General features: G+C 36.8%; 23 protein-coding genes. 15 read left to right on the top strand and 8 right to left on the bottom strand.

The genetic code is table 11. The features are described from left to right. Nucleotides 1-60: 60 nt before the first annotated feature. Nucleotides 61-387, bottom strand: coding sequence for a Mo-dependent nitrogenase C-terminal domain-containing protein (locus H6F47_RS06610; protein ID WP_096568530.1), 327 nt, complete (start codon nucleotides 385-387; stop codon nucleotides 61-63). Nucleotides 388-639: 252 nt separating this feature from the next. Further along, a complete protein-coding gene (nifK, locus tag H6F47_RS06605) occupies nucleotides 640-2,175 on the bottom strand; it encodes a nitrogenase molybdenum-iron protein subunit beta (RefSeq protein ID WP_096568533.1) in 1,536 nt (511 codons plus the stop codon). Between the two features lie 964 nt (nucleotides 2,176-3,139). Between nifK and H6F47_RS06600 the strand changes: the two genes are divergently transcribed. The 9 genes from H6F47_RS06600 to H6F47_RS06560 all read left to right on the top strand — a co-directional run bounded on the left by H6F47_RS06600 (nucleotide 3,140) and on the right by H6F47_RS06560 (nucleotide 8,221). Further along, nucleotides 3,140-3,757, top strand: a complete 618-nt coding sequence (locus H6F47_RS06600) for a Uma2 family endonuclease (protein ID WP_096568539.1) — start codon at nucleotides 3,140-3,142, stop codon at nucleotides 3,755-3,757. A 205-nt stretch (nucleotides 3,758-3,962) separates the two neighbouring features. Then, nucleotides 3,963-5,267, top strand: coding sequence for a site-specific integrase (locus H6F47_RS06595; protein ID WP_190648124.1), 1,305 nt, complete (start codon nucleotides 3,963-3,965; stop codon nucleotides 5,265-5,267). A 48-nt stretch (nucleotides 5,268-5,315) separates the two neighbouring features. Beyond that, entirely contained in the window at nucleotides 5,316-5,714 is a 399-nt protein-coding gene (locus tag H6F47_RS06590; RefSeq protein WP_190346638.1) for a hypothetical protein, read from the top strand. Between the two features lie 47 nt (nucleotides 5,715-5,761). Continuing rightward, entirely contained in the window at nucleotides 5,762-6,175 is a 414-nt protein-coding gene (locus H6F47_RS06585; protein ID WP_187039492.1) for a hypothetical protein, read from the top strand. Between the two features lie 17 nt (nucleotides 6,176-6,192). Next, entirely contained in the window at nucleotides 6,193-6,468 is a 276-nt protein-coding gene (locus H6F47_RS06580; RefSeq protein ID WP_137668952.1) for a hypothetical protein, read from the top strand. Continuing rightward, nucleotides 6,453-6,851: a type II toxin-antitoxin system VapC family toxin gene (locus H6F47_RS06575; protein ID WP_190648122.1), complete on the top strand. Its 399-nt coding sequence runs from the start codon at nucleotides 6,453-6,455 to the stop codon at nucleotides 6,849-6,851. Before H6F47_RS06580 ends, H6F47_RS06575 begins: the two co-directional genes overlap by 16 nt. A 307-nt stretch (nucleotides 6,852-7,158) precedes the next feature. Further along, nucleotides 7,159-7,407 (top strand): hypothetical protein, encoded by a 249-nt coding sequence (locus tag H6F47_RS06570; protein WP_096568550.1) that lies wholly within the window; start codon nucleotides 7,159-7,161, stop codon nucleotides 7,405-7,407. Beyond that, a complete protein-coding gene (locus H6F47_RS06565; protein WP_190346636.1) occupies nucleotides 7,394-7,846 on the top strand; it encodes an HNH endonuclease signature motif containing protein in 453 nt (150 codons plus the stop codon). Before H6F47_RS06570 ends, H6F47_RS06565 begins: the two co-directional genes overlap by 14 nt. A gap of 159 nt (nucleotides 7,847-8,005) precedes the next feature. Continuing rightward, nucleotides 8,006-8,221, top strand: coding sequence for a hypothetical protein (locus tag H6F47_RS06560; RefSeq protein ID WP_096572694.1), 216 nt, complete (start codon nucleotides 8,006-8,008; stop codon nucleotides 8,219-8,221). 17 nt (nucleotides 8,222-8,238) lie between these two features. Here the strand turns inward: H6F47_RS06560 and H6F47_RS06555 are convergent, their stop codons facing one another. Genes H6F47_RS06555 through H6F47_RS06545 form a run of 3 tightly spaced genes read right to left on the bottom strand, consistent with a single transcriptional unit; the run spans nucleotide 8,239 to nucleotide 9,185 of the window. Further along, nucleotides 8,239-8,583: a DUF6516 family protein gene (locus tag H6F47_RS06555; protein WP_096568558.1), complete on the bottom strand. Its 345-nt coding sequence runs from the start codon at nucleotides 8,581-8,583 to the stop codon at nucleotides 8,239-8,241. A gap of 39 nt (nucleotides 8,584-8,622) precedes the next feature. Then, nucleotides 8,623-8,964 (bottom strand): DUF5615 family PIN-like protein, encoded by a 342-nt coding sequence (locus H6F47_RS06550; RefSeq protein ID WP_190648120.1) that lies wholly within the window; start codon nucleotides 8,962-8,964, stop codon nucleotides 8,623-8,625. Then, nucleotides 8,961-9,185: a DUF433 domain-containing protein gene (locus tag H6F47_RS06545; RefSeq protein WP_027404290.1), complete on the bottom strand. Its 225-nt coding sequence runs from the start codon at nucleotides 9,183-9,185 to the stop codon at nucleotides 8,961-8,963. The genes H6F47_RS06550 and H6F47_RS06545 overlap by 4 nt, the downstream gene beginning before the upstream one ends. A gap of 386 nt (nucleotides 9,186-9,571) precedes the next feature. Between H6F47_RS06545 and H6F47_RS28430 the strand changes: the two genes are divergently transcribed. Then, the gene (locus tag H6F47_RS28430; protein WP_277876957.1) at nucleotides 9,572-9,694 is read left to right on the top strand and encodes a hypothetical protein; all 123 of its coding nucleotides are present in this window, start codon (nucleotides 9,572-9,574) and stop codon (nucleotides 9,692-9,694) included. A 119-nt stretch (nucleotides 9,695-9,813) separates the two neighbouring features. On the opposite strand, the gene H6F47_RS27800 is transcribed toward H6F47_RS28430, so the two are convergent. Next, nucleotides 9,814-18,606: an Ig-like domain-containing protein gene (locus H6F47_RS27800; protein WP_242027345.1), complete on the bottom strand. Its 8,793-nt coding sequence runs from the start codon at nucleotides 18,604-18,606 to the stop codon at nucleotides 9,814-9,816. Nucleotides 18,607-18,924: 318 nt separating this feature from the next. On the opposite strand from H6F47_RS27800, the gene H6F47_RS06480 reads away from it, so the two are divergent. Continuing rightward, the gene (locus tag H6F47_RS06480; RefSeq protein ID WP_190648118.1) at nucleotides 18,925-20,283 is read left to right on the top strand and encodes an NB-ARC domain-containing protein; all 1,359 of its coding nucleotides are present in this window, start codon (nucleotides 18,925-18,927) and stop codon (nucleotides 20,281-20,283) included. Between the two features lie 583 nt (nucleotides 20,284-20,866). After that, a complete protein-coding gene (locus H6F47_RS06475) occupies nucleotides 20,867-21,472 on the top strand; it encodes a hypothetical protein (protein WP_190346633.1) in 606 nt (201 codons plus the stop codon). 485 nt (nucleotides 21,473-21,957) lie between these two features. On the opposite strand, the gene H6F47_RS06470 is transcribed toward H6F47_RS06475, so the two are convergent. Beyond that, on the bottom strand, nucleotides 21,958-23,013 hold the full coding sequence (locus tag H6F47_RS06470; protein ID WP_190346632.1) for a hypothetical protein: 1,056 nt from the start codon (nucleotides 23,011-23,013) through the stop codon (nucleotides 21,958-21,960). 180 nt (nucleotides 23,014-23,193) lie between these two features. Here H6F47_RS06470 and H6F47_RS06465 point away from each other — a divergent pair, with 180 nt between their 5' ends. Beyond that, nucleotides 23,194-23,778: a Uma2 family endonuclease gene (locus tag H6F47_RS06465; protein ID WP_096568567.1), complete on the top strand. Its 585-nt coding sequence runs from the start codon at nucleotides 23,194-23,196 to the stop codon at nucleotides 23,776-23,778. Nucleotides 23,779-23,820: 42 nt separating this feature from the next. Continuing rightward, nucleotides 23,821-24,399, top strand: coding sequence for a hypothetical protein (locus H6F47_RS06460; protein WP_096568570.1), 579 nt, complete (start codon nucleotides 23,821-23,823; stop codon nucleotides 24,397-24,399). A 227-nt stretch (nucleotides 24,400-24,626) separates the two neighbouring features. Here H6F47_RS06460 and H6F47_RS06455 read toward each other — a convergent pair whose 3' ends face one another. Next, a complete protein-coding gene (locus tag H6F47_RS06455; RefSeq protein ID WP_190648116.1) occupies nucleotides 24,627-25,202 on the bottom strand; it encodes a Uma2 family endonuclease in 576 nt (191 codons plus the stop codon). Between the two features lie 312 nt (nucleotides 25,203-25,514). Here H6F47_RS06455 and H6F47_RS27795 point away from each other — a divergent pair, with 312 nt between their 5' ends. Beyond that, nucleotides 25,515-25,925, top strand: a complete 411-nt coding sequence (locus tag H6F47_RS27795) for an AAA family ATPase (protein ID WP_242027344.1) — start codon at nucleotides 25,515-25,517, stop codon at nucleotides 25,923-25,925. Nucleotides 25,926-26,036: the final 111 nt, after the last annotated feature.

Here is a 26,036-nt window from a genome sequence, read left to right as displayed (position 1 = left end):
CTAATGACCAATGACTAATGACCAAGAAAAAAGTAATGGGTAATGAATAATAATTGATGTTTAGCAAATATATTGCGTCACATCTTCGCCACATTCGTCAACAAGATATGACAAAGCCCGAAATCGTAAACCGACAACTTCGTTATACAGAGGATTGATTTGACAAATTGCGGGAATATGGAAAGTGCGACCAAATAAATTAATATCTCGCTCGAAAGGACAACAACAGGGAATTACTCGACAAATTAGATGGGCTAGGCGATTATTTTTAACTGGGATACCATCTACTAACTTTCTCAGGGGACGGAAAATGTCAAAGTTTCCGGGGTTTTGGTAGCTGGGTGGATGATAGTTAGGATGTGGATGAGAATGGGGAATAGATGCCATAATGCAAACCTAAGATAACTACAATTTAGTAATCAGTAATCAGCATTCAATTATTCTGACTGCTCTACGGGCGAAGCATTCGGGCGATTAATTATCAATTTTTGTCGAAGGCTATTTTCCGAATGCTTCGCCCCTACGATTCCTGTTGTGATTTACTGGAATAGGGAATTGGGAAATAATACCCAATCCCCATTTATTCTTTGTTGTTTTGCTAGTAGTCAGATGTTTTTTAACACCTGACTGTTGATATTCTTAGCGTACTAAGTCGTAAGAAATATCGGTCTTACCAGCAACGTTGGTGTTGCGATCGATTTCTTCAAAGATTGTGTTAACAACCCAGTTCAACAAGTTGATTACACCTTTGTAACCGATGGTTGCATAGCGGTGGTAGTGGTGACGGTCCATGATGGGATAACCGATTCTTACTAAAGGTACACCACAATCACGCCACAGGTACTTACCGTAGGAGTTACCGATTAACAAGTCTACGGGTTCGGTGAACAACAAGGAACGTAAGTGCCATAAGTCCTTACCACCCCAGATTTTAGCGTCTTTACCAAATTCGCTAGAATCTAACAGTGCTTGCAGTTCTTTTTCAAATACTTCGTTGGTGTTGTGAACCAAAATGTGTACAGGTTCAGCACCCATTTCTAACATGAAGCTAACAACGCTGTAAACTAGGTCAGGATCACCGTAGATAGCGAAACGCTTACCGTGTACCCAAGCATGGGAGTCGGTCATAGCGTCAACTGCACGACCACGTTCTACTTCTAATTCAGCAGGAATGGGCTTACCAGTTAGTTCGCTGAGTTTCATCAAGAATTCGTCTGTACCCTTGATACCCCAAGGACGAGCAACACAAACATCTTGCTTCCATTCCTTAGCAATGTATTCACGGGTCTTGCTCAGGGAGTAAGCTTGAAGAGCAACAGTAGCTTTAGCGTTGATGGAGTCTGCTGCATCTTCTAACTTTGTACCACCGGGGTACATATTGAATTCACCATCGTTAGGTGCGTCAACATAATCACTGTTGTCAGATAACAAGGTGTAGTCAATGCCCATCAATTCAGCGATGCGCTTAACTTCACGGTTGTTTTCTACATAGGTGTCAAAACCGGGGATGAAGTTGATTTTGCCATTGCTGGTAGCTTTCTTCTTACCTGCGGTCAGGTTAGAAAGAATGCCCTTCATCATGTTGTCGTAACCAGTGATGTGAGAACCTACGAAGCTAGGAGTATGTGCGAAGGGTACGGGGAAGTCTTGGGGAACTGAACCAGCGTTTTTAGCGTTGGTGATAAACGCACCTAAGTCATCACCGATAACTTCAGCCATACAGGTGGTGCAAACTGCGATCATCTTGGGTTTGTACAATGCGTAAGCGTTAGCCAAACCATCAATCATGTTTTGCAGACCACCGAAAACCGCAGCGTCTTCAGTCATGGAAGAAGAAACGCCGGAGAATGGTTCTTTATAGTGACGGGTTAAGTGTGTACGGAAGTAAGCAACACAACCTTGAGAACCTTGAACGAAGGGAAGAGTGCCTTCAAAACCCACAGCAGCGAACATAGCACCTAAAGGCTGACAACCTTTAGCGGGGTTAACGGTTAGAGCTTCACGAGCGAAGTTCTTTTCACGATATTCCCAGGTCTTTGTCCATTCTGCAACCCGTTGAACTTCTTCGGGGGTGTGAGCGTTTTCAAATTCTTTCTTGTTTTGGAACAGTTGTTGGTATTCTGGCTGGTGGAATAGCTCAACGTGGTCCTTAATATTTTCTGGATTCTGAGGCATTTCTAGTTCTCCAAGCTTGCTGTGTGTTGTGTTTCAGTGATTTTTTGGTTAGGTAGAGGCGGGGTTTTCCCGCCGGTTTTTGGTGGAGAGTGGGGAATGTGGCTCAAAATTCAGAATGCAAAATTCAACACTGAGAATTTTTGATTTTGAATTTTGACTTCCCTACTCCCCCCTGGGGCGAAACCCCAGACTTTTCCTATCCGGCCAAGGTTGCCCCTACTCTGTTGTTACCTAGACTGCTGCTGTAGCTTTTCTTAAAGCTTTCTTTGCAGACTTGTTCCAGGGAGCGCCGATTAATCCCCAGGTTGGGCTGTTGAGTGCCAAATCCATGTCACGAGCGAAGATTGCGAATCCGTCGTAACCGTGGTAAGGACCGGAGTATTTTTATTAATGGTTTAATAGTTTGTGAATGCTTAATGTTTGTATTTAAACTGAAATTAAGTTACAATTAAGCTAAAATTACAATATACACCAAGAGAAGAGAATGATTAATATTAATTGGGGAGAAATCCAAATCAAACAAAGATTGATTAATTAATAGAATAGTGCCAATTATCGAGAATTTTCTAAGGAAAGATGATTTATAGCAAATTATGAAACTACAGTTAAAACCAGCAGGAATAAATCATAATGGCATATTTAGGGTTTGCTGAATAAACCTAAAACCTTGATATATCAAAGGTTAGAGGCTGATAAACACAGAAATTAGTGCAAGGGTTTTGAAGGGTATACCGGAAAAAGTGTGCATTTTTTGGGATTTCAAGAGATGGCAAAGAAATTTTCCAATCTCCTCCTGACTCCTGACTCCTGACTCCTGACTCCTATGCCCTCACGGAAAGACTTTCTCAGCAACCCCTATTTATTAGATACCAAACTAATAACATCTTGTAAATCCTTAAATCCTGGACATTCTGATTCAGACAAGTGCTATAATAATATTTACAGATAGTTGAGTGAAGACACTATGAGCATCACAACTTTAACTAAACTAGACTTTATACAATTCTTACAACAACGTCCTGATGATGGTATTTATGAATTAGTTAACGGAGAAATTGTTAAAGTGGAAGCAATTAGAGCGCATAAAAATGTAGCCAGATTTTTGGTAAAGGCTTTTGATAGAGAGAGTGAACGATTACAGCTTGATTATATTGTAGATAAAGATATAGTTATTAGAACTATTACTAATAAAGGAGAACAGAGGGGAAGAAATCCTGATGTGAGCGTAGTTCTTGCATCTTTATGGAATGCTAATGTTACAGCTTATGGTGCTTTAATTGAACCAATTCCATTAGCAGTAGAAGTAGTATCAACAAATTGGGAAGATGATTATGTTGATAAGTTAGAAGAATATGAAAATTTGGGAATTAAGGAATATTGGATAGTGGATTATTTAGCTATAGCTTCTCGTAGTTATTTAGGAAATCCTAAGTTACCAACGGTGTTTGTTTATGAATTGGTTGATGGTAAATATCAACAAACAGCATTTACAGGTACAGATAAAATTATTTCTCCTACTTTTCCTGAATTAAATATTACGGTTGAAGATGTCATTAAAGCTAGTCAAATTTATAATGTATAATATTGTCGAGATACTGAAATGATTGTAGAAGTTTGGTATCTGTTTTCTGGATGTTTGCAGTTAACATATTTATTTCGGGTTTAAGTTTATTCTAATAAACAATTAAAAATGCAAGATTCACAAATTCAAGATCCAGAACCAGGGGTTTTGAATTAATTATTTATGGTTTATTTGTTTATTTTGATGCGATCGCCACAAACCCAACATGAAAACCAACTTAACCCAGGAAATACAGCAAGTAAATCTGCGTTTGAAGTCTGCAAAAACCAGAGTTACCATTCGAGAATCTAATGGATGTCTGCAATTACGGGCAACTTTACCCCTGAAACCAGGAGATGCTGATATCAGAAAAACAGGTAAAAAGCAATACAACATCAGTTTAAACATTCCTGCTAACTTGGAGGGATTAAAAACCGTAGAAGAAGAAGCTTATGAGTTAGGAAAGTTAATTGCCAGAAAAACCTTTGTTTGGAATGATAAATATTTAGGGAAGGAAACTAGAAAAAATGATTTACCAACTATTGGGGAATTGTTAGAAAAGTTTGAAATTGAATATTTTAAAACCCATAAACGCACAACTAAAAGTGAGCATACTTTCTTTTATTATTATACTCGAATCAAACGTTATACCAATGCTGATGATTTAGCAATTGGGGAAAATTTTATTCACGCAATTGAGAAAATTGATAAGGAATGGGCGCGATATAATGCTGTGAGAGCAATTTCTGTATTTTGTCAACTTTTCAAGATTGAAATTAATTTAACTAACTATGCTAAAACCCCGGAAACTAACTCTCGCAATATTCCCACAGATAAGGAAATAGTTGCAGGTTTTTATAAATTTGAAGAATATGAAAATAATAGAGGTAAACAAGTTAATCAAGATGTAAAAGATAGCTGGTTACTTTGGCGTTGGGTTTATGGAATGTTGGCGGTTTTTGGTTTACGTCCCCGTGAGATTTTTATTAATCCTGATGTTAATTGGTGGTTGAGTAATGAAAATATAGATTTAACTTGGAAGGTTGATAAAGATTGTAAAACGGGAGAAAGGGAAGCATTACCTTTATATAAAGAATGGATTGAGGAATTTGATTTAAGAAATCCCCAGTATTTAGAAATGTTGGTGACAGCAATTAGTAAAAAAGATCAAAATAATCATGCAGAAATTACCGCTTTAATTCAAAGAGTTAGTTGGTGGTTTAGGAAAATCGGTTTAGATTTTAAACCCTATGATTTACGGCATGGTTGGGCAATTAGAGCGCATATTTTAGGGATTCCGATTAAAGCAGCAGCAGATAATTTAGGTCATAGTGTGCAGATTCACACGAAAACTTATCAACGTTGGTTTTCTTTGGATATGCGGAAATTGGCAATAAATCAAGCTTTGAGTAAGCGGAATGAGGTTGAGGTGATTAAGGATGAAAATTTGGTTTTGAAGATGGAGAATGAAAGGTTAAAACTTGAGTTAGAAAAATTAAAAATTGAAATGATTTATAAAGGTAGTTTTTAGGATTTAATATGTTATAGTTGCAGGATATCAAAAAATATATTTTCAGGGATGAACTACCAACCAAACTCAGACTATGACAGCGCGTGGAAAGAAGCGATTACAGTTTATCTAGAACAATTTATAGAATACTGTTTTCCTGAAGTTTATCAAGATATTAACTGGGAAAAAGGATATGAAACTCTAGACACCGAATTACAAGAACTAATTAGAGATGCAGAAACAGGAAGACGTTTAGCGGATAAACTGGTAAAAGTCACCCTGCGGAATGGAGAAAAAGCGTTAGTTCTGATTCACATAGAAATACAAGGACAAGAACAAGACGATTTTGCGGAAAGGATGTATATTAGACATCTACAGAAAAGAAATTATAGAACCTATTTATGGGGGCAGGGCGAAGCTTATGGGATATCTAGATGTCTGATTTTTCCGTTAAATTATCGCCCATAAGCTTCGCCCCTACAACTTATGACAAATTAATACATTCTATTGTGGAGATGTCTATTTATAATCATCGTTTATTTAATCGCTATCGTCTTAAAGTCTTTAGTTTCGCAGTTTTAGGAGATGATAACCCCAATTGGAAACCAGCATCTTATGGTTATAGTCAGTGGGGATTTACCACTCATTTGCAATTTCCCAGTGTTAAACTATTAGATTATAGCCATGATACCCTAGCACAAAGTAAAAATCCTTTTGCTATCATCATTATGGCATATTTACAAACCCAAGCCACTCAAGGTAATTCAGCTGCTTGGTACAAAATGGGATTAAATGCGGAAGAAATCACTGAACGCATGACTCATGTAACTCTTGTTCAGGTGTATGCAGCTTTAACTTATTATCATGCTAATCGAGAAGAAATTGAAGGTTATATTGCTGCTGAAAAAGCTGATTATCAACGGTTATAGATTAAGGAGATAAGTCTATGGAAAGCATGAAAATTAAAGCACAAATTGGTAATGATAGGATAGTCAAAATCGAACTTCCTCCTGAGTTTGCTAATGAAGAATTAGAAATGGTGATTGTATTTCAACGTATTGCCAAAACATCATTAAAATCTGAAAATAAATCTCCAGAAGAGTTAGGATATTCTCGAAGATTTTTAGAAGAAGTAATAGGTAGTTGGGAAGGTGAAATGATTGAAATTCCAGAACAGCTTCAGTTTGAAGAACGGGAGGAAATTCAATGGCCTATCTCTTAGATACAAATGCTTGTATTCAAATTCTCAATTCTCGAAATTCACCTGTTACTAAACGACTTTTATCAATTCCTGTTCAAGAAATTTATATTTGTACTGTGGTGTACAGCGAACTATATTATGGAGCTTACAAAAGTGCAAATGTTAATAAAAACTTATCTCACTTAGAAAATTTACTTGCTGAATTTGTTGATTTACCCCTAGATCGTCAAGCGGCAAAAATTGCTGGACAAATTCGCGCTCGTCTGGATTCTTTAGGTATTCCCATTGGTCCTAATGATTTGTTAATTGCGGCGATCGCATTAGCAAATGATCTCATTTTAGTTACTCACAATACCCGTGAATTTAGCCGTATTGAAAGTTTGAAATATGAAGATTGGGAATAGATAAGTTAATGTTGGGTTTTCTCAACCCAACCTACAAACTTGTTTATTTTCTGATACCAAATATTAGTTTGGTAGTTTTAGTTCATAGAAGATGTTTGTTGTGTTAAATCCAAAATCTTCTCTGCTAGTAATAAAGGATTTTGATTGCCAAATATTTGATCATCTATTACTCCTATGCAGCAATTAGCTTAATTGCACTGTTAAACCCAAAAAGCGATCGCACTTTCCAAGCTCCAAACCCCAAAGAGCGATCGCCTCATCCTAAATATCCAATGATAAAATCAAGAAAACTCAAAACAATCCACCAATGACAGCTACACTGGTTAAACCCTCCCAATTCCTACCAGAAGGAATCTGTATCAAGCGTATTAATAACCTCACCCTCTTCAAATTTACCGATCAACTAGGAGAACGGATGCAAGAACTCCTTGATAAAAATAAATTGAATACCCTCACCCCAGAAGAAGCAATAGAATTAGAAGCCATAGGAGAACTTGACGACATATTCAGTTATATTAACGCTGCTGTTGCTGCTCAAGAAAATGCCCATTCCTAAATCTCTTTATGAGCAGGTGAGACAACGCGCTCAATGTCGCTGTGAATACTGTCACTACCCTGAACTTCTCAGCACAGCACCCCTTTCCATTGACCATCTGCAACCCCAATCTCTGGGAGGTACGGATAGTCCCGATAATCTTGCTCTGGCCTGTCGTCGTTGCAACGAAAGACGCTACAACTTCACTACAGGTATTGATCCTGATACGGGAAAAGAAACTCCTTTATTTAACCCTCGTCAGCAAATTTGGTCTGAACATTTTATTTGGACATCTGACGGTTTGTGTATTCTTGGTACGACTCCTACAGGAAGGGCAACTTGTGAACGTCTTGATCTAAATGATGAACGTCGAGGAGAAAAATTTATTCAAAAATCTCGACAAAGATGGGTTGAAAGCGGTCTACATCCTCCTGAAGATGATCCACAAGAATCAGAGTAATTTGTGCGATCGCCTCATCCTAAATATCCAATGATAAAATCAAGACAACTCAAAACCATCCAGTCATAACAAATGCGATCGCACCGTGAGCTTCACTAACCCACAATCATGAAACTTGTGGAAAAATAGAAATATAAAATTCTCTCTACCATGAAAATTATGAACGCCATAGAACTATTTCCCACCCTGCGAAATTTAACTCGTGCAGATAAGCTAAAAGTTATGCAGTTTCTAGTATCAGAATTAGCTAAAGATGAAGAACCATCATTAGAACAGGGAGCAACTTATTCTATTGTGTCCCCGCTAAATTCTCATGCTGCTGCACATCAACTAGCCCAACTACTAGAAGCTGATAAACAAAAGGAACATGAATAAACCTCAAAGATTTTCCTTTACAGAGGCTCTGGAATTTTAGATGGGATAATTTCATCTTTAATATGCTTATGATCTGCGTAGCCCAAATCAGGTTTGTGTTTTGCATTATCATAGCGAAATATTAAGTTGTTTTCATTGTCTTGATAATGGAATGAATAAGAGAGCTTTGCTAATGATTCTTGTAGATCAATATGTTCTTTGAAAAATAAGCGACTCCCCCGTAAAAAGCCTAAATTTCCCTGGATAAGCCCGACATAGTTTGATCTAGCATCTAAGGAAAAATTAAAAGATATAATCCACCCTTGATTCAGGTATTTTTGAATAACGATAAGAATATCAGCTTGGTAATTGTTGAGTGACATATTCTATTTAAGCGATCGCTTTCTAGTATCAAACATTAATTATTTAAAAGCTTCAATCTGATCCAAATAAACATTAATTAACTGATGATCAGCCACTAAAATTTCAATTTCTGGCCAAACTCTAGACAGAAGTAAGTGAAATTGACGTTTTCGCACATTCCCAAAGCGTAGATGTACTACTTTAGGCGGGAGTAAATCAACCATCATGCGATCGGAAAAATCTGCATCTTTGGTAACAATTACCAATTTTCTTTCTTTCGCATACTGCCATATTTGGGTATCACTTGGACTGTTACCTAAGATTGAAACATGGACAATGGGTAAAGATGGAGTAAATTGGATTTTCACGGGTAAATTTTCATCGAATAAAAACCCATTCATGCGATTTTTCTCACTTGATAATGATTCCCCATCAACTTTGCTGCAAATTGAATACAAGCATAAATATCTTCTCGTTGTAGAGAGGGGTACTCTTCCAGAATTTCCTCAATTGAATCACCAGCGCCTAAAAACTCCATAATTGTTTGTACAGAAATTCGAGTATTAGTAATAATGGGTCGTCCATTACAAATGTCTGGATGAATAGTGATTCTACTTTCCATTTTGGTTACTTCTTGTCGTTACGGATTAATTGTAGCATTTGTCTGATAGCGTGGTGCAAGCTAGATGAGGATTTACAGGATGAGGGATCTGTTTGTAAATGATGTTGCTAATTTGACGCTGATTAATTGTCTGATAGCGTAGCGTGGCGCAAGCCATATCAGGATTTCCAGAATTTCAGGATTTACAGGATGAGGGACTCGGTGGTTAATTGGTGGCGATCGCTGTGGTTGTCTGAATCAGGATTTCCAGGATTTTAGGATTTACAGGATGAGGTTGCTAATTTGATGGTGATTAATTGGTAGCGATCGCTGTGGGAATTTGTCTGAATCAGGATTTCCAAGATTTCAGGATTTACAGGATGAGGTTGCTAATTTGAGGATAATTAATGATGAGCGATCGCTGTGGGAATTTGTCTGAATCAGGATTTCCAAGATTTCAGGATTTACAGGATGAGGTTGCTAATTTGAGGATAATTAATGATGAGCGATCGCTGTGGGAATTTGTCTGATAGTTGACAGGATGTAATTTATCCTCGCTTAGATCCCCAACTTCTCTAAGAAGTCGGGGATCTGAATAACTCTATTGATAAGCGATCGGACTCAAATAAAGTGGCTAATTTGACGGTAATTAATTTATAACAATAAAGTTATTATATCCTAAATTACCTGTTCGTCCTGTTACCTCAATAATGGCATCATTATTCTGCTGAAAACCAGCTATCGAATCATTAATTACTACAAAAGTTCTGGTATTTCCGGTAGATATGTATCCCACTGATGGTACTGAAGTAAAGTGATCAAAAGAAATTTGAGCAACAGCATTCTTAGCAAATGATAATTTGGATATTGCATCCAAAATTGCCTTGTTATCCAAGGAATTAATAATTTCTGTTTCTTTGAAGAAACTAGATGGCTTAGTGGAAACAACGAAGGAATCATAACTAGCCTCGAAGTCTTTAATAATATCCATGTTATTAAAAACAGAATCTTTTAAATTCTTATAATCAAAACGATCTGCACCATCACCTCCATACAAGGTATCAGATCCAAAACCACCGTTTAATAAATCATTTCCTTTACCGCCATATAATTTGTCATTGGACGTTAGTAAATTGTGTTCTCCGTCATCGCCATATAAGATATCATTTCCATCACCCCCGTGCAATTCGTCATTTCCATTACCCCCGTTCAAGTAATCATTTCCATCAAACCCGTTCAAGTAATCATTTCCCGGATCGCCATATAATTCGTCATTTCCATAATTACCATATAATTTGTCATTTCCATAACCGCCGGCTAACAAATCATCTCCCCGACCGCCATATAAGGTATCATTGCCACTTTTTCCAGACAAGTTAAGATTATTGACGCTATAAATATCGCCACGACCTTCTTTGCTATTAGAAATATCATTTAGTCCAAATTTCCCAAATAGATTGTTGCTTTGCTGGCTTGTTGGATCATAATCGCGCCCTTCTAGCAAGCTTTTATATATTTCTGTTGCATAATCATGAGCTTCTTTATGCTCATTATATGCGCCCTTGTATGCGCTACTCACTAACTCGTAAACTAGAAAAAGCGGTTTTGTAAAAGGAATTGCCTTTTCTACTAAGGACTTTACTATGTCTAATCCCACGCTTTCTGCGATCTCTTTTGCCGATTCATTCCATTCCTTCAACCCAGCTATCAATGCGCTTATTGATGCGTCAGAAATTCCTTCTATTGATTTTTTAACTTTATCATTTGAAATCAGTTTTTTTGAGTTTAGGTTATCGAAAATAATCTTTCTCATTAAGGTTGTGTTTAAAGAAGTTGAGGATAATTTCACTACCTCCCACAATAGTTCCTCTCCTGCTTCCAACAATGCTCCCTTTATAGGGCTTGCTAAATCCTCATTTTTCTCATCTTTTACATATACATCCAGATGTCCATATCGGTTTGGATCACCAAACCCAGAACTGTCGGGGTTTGTATGAATACCAACTACTCTTGTTGCATCATTTTTATCCAGACGATCTTGCGAGGGAATCTTTTTATCTAATCCACTTGCATCTAACCCTACGATTAAGTCTATCTTCTTTCTGTAATGAGCATGATAGTTTTTTTCGTAGTGAGCAGCTATTTCATGAGCAGCTATACCGGCAACATGAGCCCCTAAACCGTGTCCTACTAATTCCATCTTACTAGGATCTAAACCTTTATTGATCAAATAACCAGCAATGGACTTACCTACAGTTTTTATTTCCTCTTTAGCTTTACTATATTCGGAGAAAAAGGGTAATTTACCAGTCTCCACAGTCCATTTTCTCCAATCACTTTTTGACCAGTCAATACGAAAAATATTTGCACCTTTATTTTTGATCTCGTATTGCTTTATTATTTCTGAATCGTTAGGGGTCGGCGAAAAATAAAAATCGCTAATAAACAATATGGTTTTAGCAGAAGGGTTGAAACTTGCATAACTCTGAGATAAGATTTCACCTTCTGTATTATAGAATCGAAACTGCTGAGAACTAATCTTAATCGTTTGTAGAGGATTATCCCTTGTACCAATATTATAGTCAGAGTCTCCCACCAAGGATCGTGATCCGTCAGGGAGTGTTGATCCTCCAGTTAAAGATACATCCAATTTTATCTGATCACTGTTTCTGTTAGCATTGTTGGGCGTGATCGTAAGAGTGGTCGTTTTTTGATTTGGTGCAAAATCAATATATTTTGGACTTGCTGCACCCGTTATACTAATATACTTAGAATAGTATCCATCACCTGATACCTGTAATTTAGATAGATCCCTATCAGCGCCAACTCTAAAGTACACTCTTAATTTTTCACTTAGAGGTTTATTTTCACTATCTGTCCGAGTGAAGGTATAAACCAATTTAGTGTTTCCCTCAGTCTCACTACTTGACGACTTCAATGTAACAGTAGGTAGAGTAAGTAGATCATCATTCAGAATAGTTCCCGTTGCTGATGCGGTACTAATTGTTGCACCTTCGGGATTGAAAAGGGTAACGGTAAAGGTTTCATCGACTTCAATAAGTGTATCACCCTTAATGTCAACGGTGATTTCCTTGGTTTTTTCATTAGCTTCAAAGGTAATAGTATCTTTGGGAAAATTGGTATTGGTAAAAACACTATCACTATGAAAGTCATAAACATTCGCAGACAAACTTTCAATTTCTAAACCTGCTACTGTCCATTCGACACTACTTCTCCCTGTGGTGTTACCTGTACGGGTGACTTTAAAGGTAAAGGGTTTTTTACCACTATTACCTTCAGTTTGTGAAGCATTTTGAGGAGTAATAGCTAAGGTGGTATCATCATTGGTAATAGTTCCCGTAATACCAGAGGTTGTTCCCACTGTGTAACCAATACCCGCTGCTAGGGTTAAAATTACAGTCTCATTGTTTTCAACTGTGGTGTCTGCTTTGGGGTCTATTGTTAGGGTTGCTGTACTTGAACCTGCTGCAAAGCTGATGGTTTTTCCTGTTCCTCGTGTAGCACCTGTATAATCACTGCTATCTGCTGTACCTGTAATACCATAGTTGACGGTGAGGGCGTTAGCTGTACTTCCAGTTCTGGTGAAGGTGTAAACTAAGTTTGTTGTACCATCTTCTTGTACATTACTTGGTGTTGGTGATACTGCTAGGGTAATGCTAGGTTTTAAGACATCAGTAACAGTAATAAGAAATTGTTTTTCATAGGATAGTCCACCCTGGTCAGTGGTTTTGACTCGAATGTTATATTTGTCCTTGGTTTCAAAGTCAAACTCAGCATTAGTTTTTAACTGATTGCCAGAAATGCTAAACAAATTATGGTTATTGCTATTTTGTACTGGTACTAGACTATAAGTAAAAGTGTTACCTGTATCTTGGTCTACAGTGCTGAAATCACCTACTGCTGTACCAATCTTTTGATTTTCAAGAACACTCGTATTCTTAAGATTGATGTCAGTGGGTGCCTCATTAACATCAGTAACATTAATCGTAAATTGTTTTTCATAGAATAGTCCACCTTGGTCAGTGGTTCTGACTCTAATGCTATGGCTTTTCTTTTTTTCAAAGTCTAAATTATTTACCCCAGCTTTGGTTTTGAGTTCATTACTGATAATGGTAAATAAATTATTGTCATTGCTACCTGTTCCTGTCACCAAACTATAAGTGAAGGTGTTACCTGTATCTGGATCTACAGTACCAAAATAACCTACCAATGTACCTGGGTTAACATTTTCCTTAACTACGTTATCGGGAAGATTTAAGTCCGTTGGAGCTTTGTTAGTTGTGAATCTCCATGTTGTTGTTGAATTGGGAAAACCAGCATAGTTGTTACCAGCTAAGTCCCGAATTGCGGTGTTAGCAATTTGTACATAATAACCTGTTCCTGATGCTAGATCATTAGTGGGATTAATAGTTAGCTTATTACCACTAATGGTGACATTGCTATTAGTTACTGCAATGGTTTCTACTATAGAATTATCTGATACTTTCTTGATAAAGATGTTGCCTGTACCTTTTTGAATCGCTTCATCAAAGTTCACCACTAAATCGGCATTTACAGCCACACCTGTAGCATTATCTGTGGGGGTTAAACTGGTAGCTAGTGGAGGTTTTGTGTCTTGTATATCATCATTGGTAATAGTTCCCGTAACACCAGAGGTTGTTCCCACTGTGTAACCACTACCCGCTGCTAGGGTTAAAATTACAGTCTCATTGTTTTCAACGGTGGTATCTGCTTTGGGGTCAATAGTCAGGGTTGTTGTACTACTTCCTGCTGCAAAGGTGATGGTTTTTCCTGTTCCTGGTGTTGCACCTGTATAATCACTGCTATCTGCTGTACCTGTAATACCATAGTTGACGGTGAGGGCGTTAGCTGTACTTCCAGTTCTGGTGAAGGTGTAAACTAAGTTTGTTGTACCATCTTCTGTAACACTACTTGGTGATACTGCTAGGGTAATGCTAGGTAAATCATCATTGGTAATAGTTCCTGTAACGGCTGTGGTTGTTCCCACTGTGTAACCACTACCCGCTGCTAGGGTTAAAATCACAGTCTCATTGTTTTCAACGGTGGTGTCTGCTGTGGGGTCAATAGTCAGGGTTGTTGTACTACTTCCTGCTGCAAAGGTGATGGTTTTTCCTGTTCCTGGTGTTGCACCTGTATAATCACTGCTATCTGCTGTACCTGTAATACCATAGTTGACGGTGAGGGCGTTAGCTGTACTTCCAGTTCTAGTGAAGGTGTAAACTAAGTTTGTTGTACCATCTTCTGTAACACTACTTGGTGATACTGCTAGGGTAATGGTGGGTAAATCATCATTAGTAATAGTTCCCGTTGCTGATGCGGTGGTAATTGTTGCGCCATTGGTAGGACTGGAAAGAGTAACGGTAAAGGTTTCATTGGGTTCAATGCTTGTATCACCGCTAACATTTATGGTAATTGTTTCGGTTAGTTTATTAGGTGCAAATGTTAATGTACCAGAAGGTAAAGTTTCGCCAAAATCATTAGCATCAGCAAAATTAGTACCTGAACTTGTTACTTTCCAGTTAACACTATTTGTCCCTGTGGTATTACCTGTACGGGTGACGGTGAAGGTAAAGGGTTTATTGCCTGAATTTCCTTCCGTTTGAGTTACATTACTAGGAGAAATACTTAAATTGGCAACAGTTTCGTTAATGTCAGTTACACCAATAGTTAATTGTTTCTCAAAGGATAACCCACCCTGGTCTGTGGTTTTGACTCTAATGCCATAACTGTTTTTGGTTTCGTAGTCAAATACGGCTTTGGTTTGTAACTTATTATTATCAACGATAATGAATGAATTGTTATTTGTATCACCTGTTCCTGATACTAGGCTATAGGTGAAGGTGTCACCAGTATTTGGGTCTGTAGTGGTAAAATTACCAATTTTTGTATTAATGGGTTGATTTTCGGCAATTGTGCTGTTATTTAAAGTAATGTTGGTGGGCGCTTGGTTAGTATCAGTAAAGTCACCCACATCAATAACCTTTATTTCTTGCCCATCAAGTAAATAAGCGTAATTGCCTATTACTTGTACGTCATAACCATAACTAAAGTCATCTTTGCTTTTGAGTGTTGGTTTGGTTGGATCACTGATATCTATAATTTCTAGTCCTAAGTAATCGTGAAGCAAATAAGCATAGTTGCCTACTACCTGCACATTATCAGCATACCTTATATCGGTGCTTTTATAATTGCCTTTGAGTATGGGTTTGGTCGGATCACTGATGTCTATAATTTGTAGTCCTGAAAGTCCATCGGCTACATAAGCATAGTTGCCTAATAATTGTACATCATGGGCATAACCTGGGGTATCATAATTTCCTTTGAATGTGGGGGTAGTGGCATTGCTGATATCTATAATTTGTAGTCCTGAAAGTCCATCGGCTACATAAGCATATTTGCCTAATAATTGTACATCATGGGCATAACCTGGGGTATCATAATTTCCTTTGAGTATGGGTTTGGTCGGATCAGTGATATCTATGATTTGCAGTCCTGCATCAGATGCGGATACATAAGCATAATTATCTACAACCTGAACACTTTGTGCATAGTTTCCAGTATCATAATTTCCCTTGGCTATGGCTTTGGTAGGATCTGTGATATCTATGATTTGTAGTCCAAAAGTACCAGCTACGTAAGCGTAGTTGCCTACTACTTGCATATTGCCTGAATTGTAATAACCCTTGAGGGTGGGATTAGACGGGTTGCTGATATCTATTATTTCTAATCTGCTATTACCAGATACATAACCATAATTGCCTACTACTGTTACACTATCAGCACCGTTATTAGTAGCATAACTGGCTTGAAGGGTGGGATTAGACGGGTTGCTGATATTTATAATTTGCAGTCCTTTAAAGCCAGGAGAGAAATCATGTCCTATAGCTACATAAGCATAGTTGCCCACTACTTGTAAATCACTAACGTAGCCAGACGGATAACTACCCTTGGATTTAGGATTAGAAGGGTCACTGATATCTATTATTTCTAATCCTTTATCATTAGCTACATAAGCATAGTTGCCTATTACTTGTACATCACTAACGTAGCCGGACGGATAACTACTCTTGGATTTAGGATTAGAAGGGTCACTGATATCTATTATTTCTAATCCTTTATCATTAGCTACATAAGCATAGTTGCCTACTATCTGTACATTCCAGGCAGTCCCGGAAGTATTATAATTTCCTTTGAGGGTAGGAGCAGTGGGATTGCTGATATCTAATATTTCTAATCCTCTACCACTAGCTGCATAAGCATAGTTGCCTATTACCTGTACTTTATACACAGAGCCAGAAGTTACAGATCCAGAAGAAATATTATAATTCCATCTGCCCTTGACTATGGGATTAGTCGGATCACTGATGTCTCGAATTTCTAGTCCACCAGCCGCAGTCGCTAGATAAGCATAGTTACCTACTATTTGGATATTATAAAAGGGACCAGATTGGGAAAGCTTTGTAAATAGTTTAATTGGGAAAGGCAGTTGGATTGTAGCTAAAGCTAAATCATCATTAGTAATAGTTCCCGTTGCTGATGCAGTGCTAATTGTTGCACCATTGGTAGGACTGGAGAGGGTAACGGTAAAAGTCTCATCCTGTTCAAAAGCTGTATCACCCTTGACATTAACAGTGATTACTTTCGTGTTTTCATTAGGTGCAAAGGTAATAGTACTTGTGGGAAAAACACTATTAGCAAAGTCAGCAGCATTTGCAGGATTATTACCTGAACCTGCTACTGTCCAGTTGACACTATTTGTGCCCGTGGTGTTACCTATGCGGGTGACTGTGAAGGTGAAAGGGGTAGTACCTGTGTTACCTTCTGGTTTTACTGCATTGGTAGCGGCGATCGCCAAGCTGGGAGGTACTATAGCATTATTATCATCATTAGTAATAGTTCCCGTTGCTGATGCAGTGCTAATTATTGCACCATTGCTAGGGCTGGAGAGAGTAACGGTAAAAGTCTCATCCTGTTCAAAAGCTGTATCACCATTAACATTAACAGTGATTACTTTCGTGTTTTCATTAGGTGCAAAGGTAATAGTACCTGTGGGAAAAACACTATTAACAAAGTCAGCAGTATTTGCAGAATTATTACCTGAACCTGCTACTGTCCAGTTGACAGTATTTGTGCCTGTGGTGTTACCTGTACGGGTGACGTTAAAAGTAAAGGGTTTTGTACCACTATTACCTTCAGTTTGTGAGGCGTTAATTGCAGAAATATTTAAATTTGTACCCAGTGTCTTGGTTGTGAAGTACCAATCGTTTGGATTTTCAAAACCACCATAATTAATACCAGCTAAATCTAGAATTGCTGTAGAAGCAATTTTCACATAATATGTAACACCAGGTTCTAAATTTTTGACCGGATCAATAGTTATCTGAGTTCCACTAATGGTGACACTATTACTAGTTACGAGGATTGCCTCTACTTCTGTATTATCTGATTTTCTGAAAATGCGAATGTAGCCTGTCCCTTTCTTGACATTTTCATTGAAATTCATTATCAAATTAGTATCAACTGCAACGTCTGTAATATATCTGGGTGTCAAAATTTCGGCTACCGGACGTTCATCGGTTGTAAAGTTCCAAGGGATTGAGTTGTTAAAACCAACATAATTATTACCAGCTAAATCTAGAATTGCCGTACTATCAACTGTCAAATAATAATTCGTCTCCGGCTCGAAATCATTAGTGGGATTAATAATGACTTGATTTCCACTGATGGTAACATTATTTACTGAAATTACTTCTACTGTCTGGTTATTTGATAGTTTTATGATTTTAATATTGCCTGTCCCTTTTTTGATGGCTTCATTAAATTCCATCACTAGGTTAGTATTAAGGGCAACATTTTTGCCACCATTTTTAGGCGTTAAGGATACAGCGTAAGGTTTATTTGTGTCTAAAGCATTTTCTACCTTAATTTTTTGCCTATTCCAAGTAATTATACTATGATCATCCTCAGCCTCTAATACTCGTAAAATCTCTACATCCAGATTTTGACCCTGGACCAAAGCCGCAAAAATCGCCCCTTCATCTCCAGTGCTATCCGTCTGGTTAATTTTAGCATCTACAAAATGCCCAATTTCCTCTAACAAAACCCCACTAATAGCTGCTAAAGAAGCACCAGCAACAAAGGTATTTGATAAATAAATCTTATTCTTACTACTAGCATAAGCGCCATTAGCACCGCCAAGAATACTACTATCAAGAACTTCTATTTGGGGAAGTTGACTAAAATCCCCAACTTCCCACTGTAACCGTAAAATTTCCGCAAGGCTGCGGTTGTATTGTGTACCAAAAGCAGTATCAAAAACCTGCCAGAAGTTGTTTTTATTGGCAAAATTAATCAATTGATTATATGCTAAAGGAAGAACGGAGTTAAGTAGGATGTTCATAAATCTACGACTTTATAGTTTGTAATACTGTGCTATTTTCTTATTGGGAATAAATTGTTATTGCGAGTAAATGCAGATAAATATGAAATTTACTACCCGACCCACAATAACCTACAATGGTTTTAAAATATACTAAACTTAATACGCCCAAAAGAGGATGTCAAGACCTCAAAAGTATGTAAAAGCAGTAAAAAGTCTCTAAAAGTAATATCCTGTACTAAACCCGCGAAGATGGGTTTTGTCTGTGTAGTTTCACTAGAAGATGTATTAAAACCATGATAGACTTTTAAAAAGTCTTGACTTGAAAGGGATCGAGTAGTGTTCAATATTGAACAGATAATTGAAATTGCAGATAACCAAATCTTTGAGCATCAAGGACGACATCTCAATGATTTACAAAGAGCTATCCTAGAAGGGTCACTACAGGGTAGAACTTACGCAGATATCGCGAAAGAACAGCACCACAGCGAAAAATATATCAAGGATAGCGCCAGTAAACTGTGGAAATCCTTATCTCAAGCAGTTGGCAAAAAAGTTAATAAATTTAATGTCAAGTCAATTTTAGGTAGATGTACTTTCTCTTCAACTAATATTTTCAAAGTAATACAAATCAATAGTGGTAATCTTAAAGAATCTGCACCATCAACAGAAAATGATAAAATTATCCATAAACAAGAAAAGATAACCTCTCATCTAGATTTAAAAGATGCACCTGAAATCGGTGATTTTTATGGACGCAAATTAGAATTATCATTACTACAACAAAAAATCATCCAAGGAAAATGTAATTTAATAACTTTACTAGGTATTAGAGGTATTGGAAAAACTGCTTTATCTTTAAAATTACTTGATAATATCAAAGAAAATTTTGAGTTCGTTATTTATAAAAGTTTAAAATCTCTACCCAGTTTAACACAAATAATCACAGAGACAATTTACCCTAATGATCAGCTTATTCAAGATAACTCACCTCATCAACTTTCACAATTTAAAAAAGCCATAGAAAAACACTCTTATCTGATGATAATTGACGATGTTAACTGTATTTTTTCAAAGCATCAAGTATCAGGTAAATATCAACAAGGGTATGAAGAATATGGGAATCTATTTAAATTATTATCAACAACAAAACATCGAAGTTGTCTAATTATCAATAGTAGTGAGGAAATTCGTGAATTATCTAAACCACAAACTGATCATAGTCATGTTTTCACCCTGGAATTATTGGGATTAGATGATGATGGTGTAAACATTCTTAAAAAATTTGGCTTGAAAAATGAGGAAAATTATCAAAAATTGCTGAATATTTATCAAGGAACTCCCCAATATTTACAAATAATTGGTTATCTTATTCAGGAATTATTCGCAGGTGACACCAATAAATTTTTGCAGCTAGATCAACCTTTTATAGATATTGAACTAACGGCTTTTTTAGAGCAAAGTTTAGATATTTTGCCACCATCAGAAGTAGAATTACTACATTTTATAGCTAGTCAAAATGGCTCAATTTTATTAAGTGAACTGGAAAATAGTCATCAGGTTTATGAGCTAATAGTTACTAGTATTCAATCCCTAAAAAGGCGTTTCCTTCTTTCTACCCAACAAATAAATGCAGAAGTGAGTTTAGAGGTTTCACCTGTGATTAGAAAATTTTACCACAAACTAGATTACAACTAGACTAGATCCCCGACTTCCTGGAAAAGTTAGATATTTATTAGATATTTATAAGACATTTATAAGACATTTATAAGACATTTATAAGACTTACGCAAGATGTGACTTAAAACCTTATTCTTGTGTAGGGGTAATTCATGTAGCTTGCTTCCCGAAGGGTATTACCCCTACTTTCGTTCCCTTTTACGTAAGTCCTGATTTAAATTAAATTGTATCTGAATCAATATTTAATTCCTGCAAATTTGCTGCTAACCCTTGAACTTTTTCATCAGATATTTCTGCTTTTTGGGCTTTAAATTCTGCCCTTTGAGCTTTTTGCAAAAATAATAATTAGGGGGTGCTGAAAACCAGAAGAAGCAATAGAATTAGCAGCAATAGGAGAACTTGACGATATCTTCATTGATATTTTGGAAGCACTAAGTAACTTTTAAATTAGTTTCTAAGTATTAATAGAGTTTATTGAAACAATAGATATCTATAGACATTATATGGACAATTTATGAATTGTCCCTACGATAATTTTTACCAGATTTCTAATGTGGTTTAATGTGATCGTTAAGTATAACCGATAGGTTTTTTTATAAGTATGCGAATCAATCTTTCCGTCACCGCTGCTGCTATGGCCTTGTTAGCTGCTACTCCGTCAATAGCTCAAGCTCAAGTTAATAACATCATCCTTAATTCCAACTCATCAACCCCCTCAACTTCAGTAGTCAATATGACCATCACTGAGTCTGAAGTTCTGGCAGCCCAAAAAGCCTGGGGAGATGCATTAGTCGCCATCTCCACCACCTACGATCAGAAGGGAAAAGCCGCAGCTAAGGCATTAGCCGAGAAGATTATTGATCAAGCCTATGGTTATCAGATGGGTGCAGTGCTGTTCAAGCCAACTTTGACAAAAGCACCACAGACTTTCCGCACAACACGCCAAGGTGCATTGGCTTATTTCGTGGGCGACGATTCTTCTTTCCCTAATGATACTGGCTTTGCCCTCAACGGATGGCGAAAGGTAGAAATTCGCAACGCTGGAATCTTCATTGTTGGTAATGTAGCTACAACAATGGGCAATGTCTTAATTACTGACAAGACTGGTAAAGTAACCACAGTGGACAAAACCTGGAAGTTCATCAAGGATACCAATGGTAAACTGCGTATTGTAGTACACCATTCCTCCCTGCCCTACAAAGATTAAAATCACCTGTTTCATCAGAAAAATAGCAGGTTGGTGAAACTAAACATAAATCACTGTAGAGATATAGAGATGTTCCATAGGTAAGAACTCTCTTCTCTACATTCTGTGCAATATTCTGTGCAATTATGATGTCTATTAGACATCTCCAAAATAGAATGTATTAATTTGTCATAAGTTGTAGGGGCGAAGCTTATGGGCGATAATTTAACGGAAAAATCAGACATCTAGATATTCCATAAGCTTCGCCCTGCCCCCATAAATAAGTTCCATAATTTCTTTTCTGGAGATGTCTATTGGGTTGAGAGTTTCATGATTCATTGATGTCCTAACTGCTCTGTCTACGGCTATAAAACTGTCAACCAGAATAGGTAAAAATTAGCACCTTTGCCAACTCAAAAAGTGTGACATTTGCATTGTGTTATGCGATCGCCAAATTATCAAATTAATTAAGTATTAATTCAAAAAAAGCGATCGTCTGATATTAATTATCTACTGTAATCGCAGACTTGAGGAGGAACTTGACCTGATAAAAGTCCAGTCACTTTAAAAGGTTGTGCAGAACTTGTGGGATCAAAAGAAATCAAAGAAGCATCAATCACCTTAAAATCACCAGGTGCATTTAAACGCCATAATTTTGGAGTTTTAGCCACAGGAAAAGGTTGATCAAAACAGTAAGCATTAGTATCACCATGCAGCAATAAAACAGGTTTATCTAACTTTGCTGCCAATGTCTCTAACTGTTCACAAAATCCTTTGTAAGCATGGTTATTCAAACATCTGCTGTACACATCTCCGGTGCTACCATCAGGAGCAAAAGGATCTAACTGAGTCGCTACAACTATAGCAGATGTATCACTATTTTTGGCTAAATCAAAAGCATGATCGAGCCAAATTTCATTTTCTTTATCTCGTGCATCTGTCAGTTTTTCAACTGTCTGAGGATCATCAAGAAATATCTCAGTCCGACCATTATCTGTACTCACAATATGTTGCGTTACAAACCGGACACCTTTATAAAACCAAGTCTCATTTTCTGGTAAACTGCTTTGTTGTTCATATCGCCATTCAGGATTGACACTTTTAGGCTGACTAAATAATACCCGTCGAATAGCATTCAATCTTTCTAACTCTGATTGTCGTACCTTGAGGTTTTCGCGATCGCAATCAGTCCAATCATTATCCCCTGGTGTATAAAACACTGGTTTAACTATTTCATTTTTCCAAAAAGTCTGACTCTTCTCCAACCAAGCATCAGAACAAGCTTCTTGTGGACGACCAAGATCACCTAGATGAATCACAAAAGGTATATCATCATTCTCACGAAATTTTGGCGCAATATCTTCTATTAAAACCTGCTCATCAGTCCTACCATCTGCCAACTTCACCAAATAAGGTATATCACCATAAGCAGCAAAAGTGACTGGCGCTGTAGAACTCGCAGTTTCTGCTTTTACCCCAGTTGTGAAAACGAAAAAAAACACTAAAACACTCACAACCAACTGCAACAGTCGAGGATGCTTAGAAGTCAATTTGTTTTTCATTGGAAAAATGTCATAAAAATCACGTTCGTTAATATTTTACGGTGTATTGTCATTAACAAGAATACTGCTGGATCTTAAATCTTTCTAAAGAAATGCAATCATCAACATAACCAGCCAGTGAATCAAGAAAAAATATTAAATTTGTAGCTATAATCAAAACAAACTTCTCAAAATTCTGATATGATAGCCATTCCCCAAAAACAGCCAAAAATGACCTTTGAGGAATATCTCAGATGGGAACTTAACCAAGATATTCGCTATGAATACATCAACGGCGAAGTTTTCGCCATGACTGGTGGTACAATTCCCCATAATGATATTGCTCTCAATCTTTACAGACCTTTATATTCTCATGTCCATCCTCAAGGTTGTCGAGTCAACGTATCAGATGTCAAAGTACAAGTTAATCCCAACAGCATCTACTTCTATCCTGATCTTGTTGTTAGTTGTCACCATGAAGATATCAACGCTCGCAAATTTATTCAACATCCGCAATTAATTGTAGAGGTGCTTTCTCCCAGTACAACCAATAAAGATAAAGGAGAAAAATTCAGATATTATTTAACAATTCCCTCCCTACAAGAATATATTTTAATTGATTCGGAAAGAATATATGTTGAGCGTTATTGTCGAGGAGAAGGGAGAATGTGGCTTTACTATCCCTACACGACTGGAGATATAATTACATTATCAAGCATTGAATTTGAATTTCCCATTGAATTATTATATGAAGGTGTAGAATTAGAGACAGAAACAGAAAATTAAACTCGAATCTTAAATCTAGAAACAAAGGAGAACATGAAAATTATGTCCAAGCGTAAAAAAAGCAACCTGCAATGGATTAAAGAAACCCTCGAACTAGATCCAAACCATCACTGGGAAGGACCTGAAGATTATAAAATATTTGTCGCTGGTAGGGGTGCAGTGCGGTTTAATGTTCCCCAAGATTGGGTATTTGAACCCAAAGAAAAATCCTTTAAATTCACAGATAAAAAACCACCTAATGATGATTGTTGTTTAGAAATTTCCTATAATCATTTACCCCCCAATGATTGGACATTATTCCCCCTCAAACGCACCTTAAAAAAAATCATAGAAGATGATAAGCGTGATGTCATTGAAACAGGGGAAATCATACAAGTTAAACGCCAAACAGCAAAAATCATGTGGGGACAAATTAAATTTATTGATACCCAAGCAGAACCTAGAGAAGCATATTCTAGAATTTGTGTAGGTTTAGGTTCTAATATTCAATGTTTAATTACCTTTGATTATTGGGCGGATCAAGCAGAACAATTAACACCTGTTTGGGATGAAGTAATGCGGAGTTTAACACTAGGTTTATATATTCGTGATCCGCGCACTGGTTTAGCTTTTCCTGATTAAAGGAAAACAAAAGAATATGAAGATTTCCACCAAGAAAGAATTATGAAAATCTCTCTTAAAACCTCATTTCTCTGTGTTCTCTGTGGTTCGTTTATTTCTTAACTTTTGCCTAAAGGTGTGTCAGATTATAATCAGATGATAAAGATTATAAATTTAATCATTTTCTTACTAACTTATCTGTTTTACACACCTTACCAACTTAAACATAATTTAAAAATCAACTAAAACTAACTTTCTATTTCTTCCTCAGTAAAAACAGGAGGCCATAATTCAGAAATAGGTAATTCCCAACCTGGTAAAAGTTCAGGAATAGTTAAAACATCATTGTTGTTAAAAACGACCGGTTCACCTTGAGAACGATAAACCGTAACAGTTTCTTCATCAGGATCAATTAAAATTCCCACCACTGCACCCAAATTAATAAAATTGATAACTTTTTTTTCTAAGGTTTTAATTCTATCACTTTGAGATTTAATTTCTACTACTAAATCAGGCACAAGTTCACCAAAATAACGGGGACTTTGACGCAACCTTGCAGCACGCACAAAAGAAACATCTGGTGCTGTTAAATTGCTATCTGGTAAAATAAAACCACCCGCAGAATCAAAAACTCTTCCTAAACGACGGGGATAAACCCAGTTTGCTAATAGTCGGCTAAAAAGAATACCAATTTCACTAGAAACGATATCCGATGGACCCACAATAGAAATGCTCCCATTTTCTAATTCTAGATCATAATCTAAACCTGCATCATTGATAGCACTTTGCAGTTTTTCCACATCTTTAATTGTCATGATGGGCATAGTTTTTTACTCCTTGTGGTGATTTGTTAATTGTAGCATTTGTCTGAATCAGGATGTCCAGGATTTGAGGATTTACAGGATGTGATTTATTGTTTTTTTAAATAATCTTGGGTTGTATTGTTGCTTAACCCAAGTTACAGACTAATCCTCATCTTGATTGGTGGTTAAGTGTATATTTTTGTTAAGGCATAATAGGATAACTTAGTGCTGTGTTATACTATGTTAATCTAATATTTAGATAGAAACAATTCATCATGCAAATTATGATTGAAGTTAATCTTAATATATTACATCTAGAAATCAATCTATACAATGGATAACATCAATGAAAGAAATAAAAGCACCTCAAGGGATTCAAATAAAAAGAGAACAAATAAAACCAACAATATGTTACAAAGCCTAAATCTTCATAATTTCAAAAGCCATAAATCAACAGAGTTTAGTTTCGATAACTCCCAATTACATGGACTTGTAGGAAAAAATAGTGCTGGTAAAACCAGCGTTCTCCAAGCATTACATAATCTCAGCAGACTAACTGCCTCACCCTTTAAAAATATTTTTCAGTATGATAAATTGCCCCAATTTATTACAACAATTGGTGAAAAAGATATGTCTGTTACTGCAAGTGGTTTTGGGGTTATAAAAATCGCCAAAATTGGCAAGCTGCCTATAATTGGAAACAAGAAAATAATGATTATTGGCATCCCACAGCATCATATATAATAAATGAAACAAAAGAAAATTTAGCAGGATGGACAAGTTCTTTCAGTAATTCTCCAGATGTAATTCGTAAGTCTTTACGACATACAGTTTATCTCAAATTAGCTGCCAATA

It is taken from the genome of Sphaerospermopsis sp. FACHB-1094 (assembly GCF_014696195.1).
In the GTDB taxonomy this organism is placed as follows: domain Bacteria; phylum Cyanobacteriota; class Cyanobacteriia; order Cyanobacteriales; family Nostocaceae; genus Sphaerospermopsis; species Sphaerospermopsis kisseleviana.
Note: the sequence above shows the minus strand (reverse complement) of the source record. Positions and strands in the feature narration are given on the sequence as shown.